The following is a 3,720-nucleotide window of genomic DNA, read 5'->3' as shown; positions in this document are numbered from 1 at the left end:
CGTGATCGGCCGGCCGTTCTTGGTTACGAGCCGGCGCCACCGCACGTCGCCCTCGCGCCGCACGTCGATCGTGTACGCCGTCTCGTCGCCGTCCGGGTTATCGACCTTCCACGAGATCGTCACGATCGGGCTGCGCGGCTTGACTACGTCTTTGTTCGTGACCACGCGCTTGGTTTCGGTTCCAACGCGGATCGACTTGATGCGGGTCGGCCGGTTGCGCGGTACGTGGTAGATGCGCGCCGAGCGCACGACGGCGTCGCGATCGCCGGTGAACTTGACGCGGAACTGGACGTAGCGACCGGGTGGACTGGCGATCCGCCCGCCGCGCGCTTCGCCGCCCGCGCGCGCGATCTGCTTGGGCGCGGCCCACCGGCTCCAGCCAATGTCGGGATCGGCCGTGTTGCCGGTGCGCGTCTCGACGACCACATCCCCGGTCGCGTGCCACGCGATGCGGCCAAACCGCGACGACGCGCCGGTGTCCTGGACGTCCGACGTGTAGACGGCGTCCGACGCGGCTCCCGTCGCTCGGTACAGCGCGGCGCCGTCCGCGGTGGCGAACGCGATGCGGTCGCCGTCGACTACGATGTGCGACACGACCCGTTCGCGGACGTCGAACGCCGTCGACACGGCGTCGCGCGCGTCGACCAGATAGATGCGCCCCTTGTCGCCCGCGCCGGCGAACACGGCGCCGTCCGGCCCGACCGCGACCGACGCGAAGTAGGTCGCGGTGAGCGCGTGGAGCTGTTCGAGCTGGCCGTCGTTGCCGATGCGGTACAGGGCGCCCTTGCCCTTGCGTGCGCCCTTGCGCGGCAGCTTCGCGTTGGTCGGCTCCTCTTTGTCCGCACCCGGCGCCGCGCCCACCTTCGGCCGATCCGGTTTTTGTCCGGCCTCGCGCCTCTTCTCCTTTTCCGTGCCCTTGGCGGCGGCCCGCGCGGTGCGTGCGCCGGTGCCGGTCGGTTCGGCGAATTCGTTTGCGATCGCAACGACGCCGCCCGGCGCGGCGGCCAGCGCCGTCACCTCGTTGCCGTCGAAGTCGGCCATCGCGCGTGCGGTGCGCGTGCGCGGGTCGTAGCGGAACACGAGCGCCTTGTCCGACGTGCCGAGCCACACCGCGCCGTCGTCGGCGATTGCCAAGGCCATCACCCGCTTGTCCTTGGACTCGAACGCGACCGTCGCCTTGCCGCTCGCGGCGTCGACCGCGAACAGCTTGCCGTCCGGGCCGGTCCCGGCGTAGACGGTCTTGCCGTCGGGCGCGACCGCGAGCGCCCACACGGTCTCGGCGTCGGGCAGGTCCGCGAGGCGCGATGCCTTGCCGGTCGCCGCGTCGACTCGCCACACCTCGCCGCCGGGCATCGTGCCGGCGTATACGGCGCCGCGCGGGCCGACCGCGAGCGCCACGATGGCGATGGCACCGTCGATCGCCGCCAGCTTCGTCACCTTGTCGCCGCGGACGCGCACGATCGCGCCGCGGTCGTCGGTGCCGAGCAGCAGGCTGCCGTCGGGCGCGCGCGCGGCGGACCACACGGCGTCGGCTTCCAGCTCGATGCGGTGCGTCTTCCAACCGGGGCGAATTTCGCCCTCGGAGGTGATGAGGACGTTGTCGCCTTCGCCTTCGTTCCACTGTTTGTACGAGTCGACCACCCAGATCGACGTGACGACGGCGGGCGCGCGATGCGGCAGCGCGATCGCCGCGCCGACCGCCAACCCCAACAGCGCCGTGCGGGCGCGGTTCGATGCGTTCACGTGCGTCTCCTACTCGTCTGCCTTGTCAGCGACTTTGACCAGGAGGCTCTTGCCTCCGTTGATCACGCGGCTCGACGGAGCCGTCGTGCGGTAGATCGGGCGGTATGCCGCCGCGCGTTGGGTGCGGGATCCGGTGCGCAGTCGGTCGAGCGCGCTGTCGGGCAGGTCGTGGATCAGTTTCCCGTCGATCGCGACACCCGACTCCGCGGTGTAGAGCGTGACCGCGAACACGGTGCCCGGCAACAGCTTGCGCAGCGCGGCCACGAGGTCGTCCAGCGTCTTCGGCGGAGCGGCGTCGACCGGCGCGGCATCTCCGGGGACGACCTCGAGCTTGACGATCGAGCCGGCGAGTCGCTCCGGTACGTCGAATTCGATGCGCTGGGTGTAGCGCGCGCCCTCGTAGCCCTCGAGTACGACGTCGACATGGTTGCGCTCGCCGGGCACGAGTTCGGCGGCCGGCAGCTTGATCGCTTCGATGTTGCCGTAGTTCGCGGCGAACTGGATCGACGCGCGGATGTCGATCGACTCGATCTCCACCGGGGCGAACGGGTTGAACAACAGCGGCACCAGCACGCGCAAGCCGCGCGCGCCGCCGATCACGCTGCCGGCGCCGTCCGGAGCGTGCAGGTAGTCCACGAACGACAGCGGCTCGTCGTAGCCCTTGACCCGGACGGTGGACACCATCTTGACGGTCGCGTGGTCGCGGTCGGGCAGGAATCGGCTGATCGCGTTCATCGCCATCAGCCCCGCGAGCGGCGCGGTGAGGAACTTGTTGTTGAGCAGTTCGACGTGCAGCTCGCCTCGCTGCCGGGTGCCGCCGGCGTCGGCTTCGACGAGCACCGACATCGGAATCATCCGGTTGCGGAGGCTCGTGTCGGCCATGATCGCGGGCAACCGGTCCTGCACGAGGCTGCCGAGTTCGCGCAGCGGGCTGGCGATGACGAACGCGCTCACCTGCGACGGAATGACGACGTGGACCTCGGCGGCGGTGACCGGCGCGTAGAACTCGCCCTGCTCGAAAAACGGGTGACCGAAGGCCAGGACTTTGTCGCCGTCGACGTACGACACGGTTCCGGTCGCGGCCATGCTCACGTCGCCGCGCGACAGCAGCACCGAGATCGGCGAGCCGAGCCGGAACGAGCGCGGCCCGTCGTCGGCCCGGCCAGCCCCCGCGGCGCGCATCGGTTCGACCGGGTAGGGCGCAAACAGGTCTTTGGCGCGCTCGTACGCCGGCCCGGTGAGGCCGCCGATCGCCAGCGGGATCGCGGCGGGCACGATGCCCTCGGGATCGGCCGGATCGGGGCGGGTGGACACGGACGGTGCCGGCGGCAGCGGCGCCGACAGGAGCCACGGCGCGCGCGGGGCGCCGAGTGACGCGAGCGCGGCCTGGACCGACCCGTCCGGCGCGATCGCGCGCCAGTCGTCGTCGGCGGCTGCCGCGGGGGCGATCCAACGCGGCGCCGCGCGCGCCTGCCGGCCCGCGCGACCGTCGCGGCGCGCGCGCACCGGCGCGTGCAACCCCTCGGCGATCATGTACTCGATCGGTGTACACGCGCCGATCGGCTTCTTGTTGAAGGTGAACGCATAGGAGAACGCACACGCCAGCTTGCCGTCGATGAACAGCGGGCTGCCCGACATGCCCCGCCAAAACCCGCTGTCCTGCATCTTCGGGTCGTCCGACTTGACGAGAATGACGTCCATTTTCGGCCGGAAGTTGCGCAGGACGCCGATCACCTCGAACTCCCAGCGCGTCGGTTCCGTGCCCGAAAAGGTCGACAACCCGTAGCCGCGCTGCCCGCGGCGGACGTTGGAAAGCGGAAAGATTTCGGGAGGCTTGGCGTGGGCGGCCGCACCTGCGAGCGCGGCGGCGGCCGCGGCGATCAGGGACAACGTGTGCTTCCGATTCACCGAATCGCGAGGATAGCCGCAAACTTGGCGGGCGGCCAGAGCACCAACTCGCGCGTTCGCGCAACCCGG

2 protein-coding genes are annotated in these 3,720 nt (G+C 70.7%); both read right to left on the bottom strand.

Annotated elements, in window-relative coordinates:
- On the bottom strand, positions 1 to 1,743 hold a 1,743-nt coding region (locus D6689_22565), incomplete at its 3' end, for a hypothetical protein (protein RMH36417.1).
- A 9-nt stretch (positions 1,744 to 1,752) separates the two neighbouring features.
- The gene (locus D6689_22560) at positions 1,753 to 3,651 is read right to left on the bottom strand and encodes a hypothetical protein (GenBank protein RMH36416.1); all 1,899 of its coding nucleotides are present in this window, start codon (positions 3,649 to 3,651) and stop codon (positions 1,753 to 1,755) included.
- Positions 3,652 to 3,720: the final 69 nt, after the last annotated feature.

Source organism: Deltaproteobacteria bacterium, from assembly GCA_003696105.1.
In the GTDB taxonomy this organism is placed as follows: domain Bacteria; phylum Myxococcota_A; class Polyangia; order Haliangiales; family J016; genus J016.
Note: the sequence above shows the minus strand (reverse complement) of the source record. Positions and strands in the feature narration are given on the sequence as shown.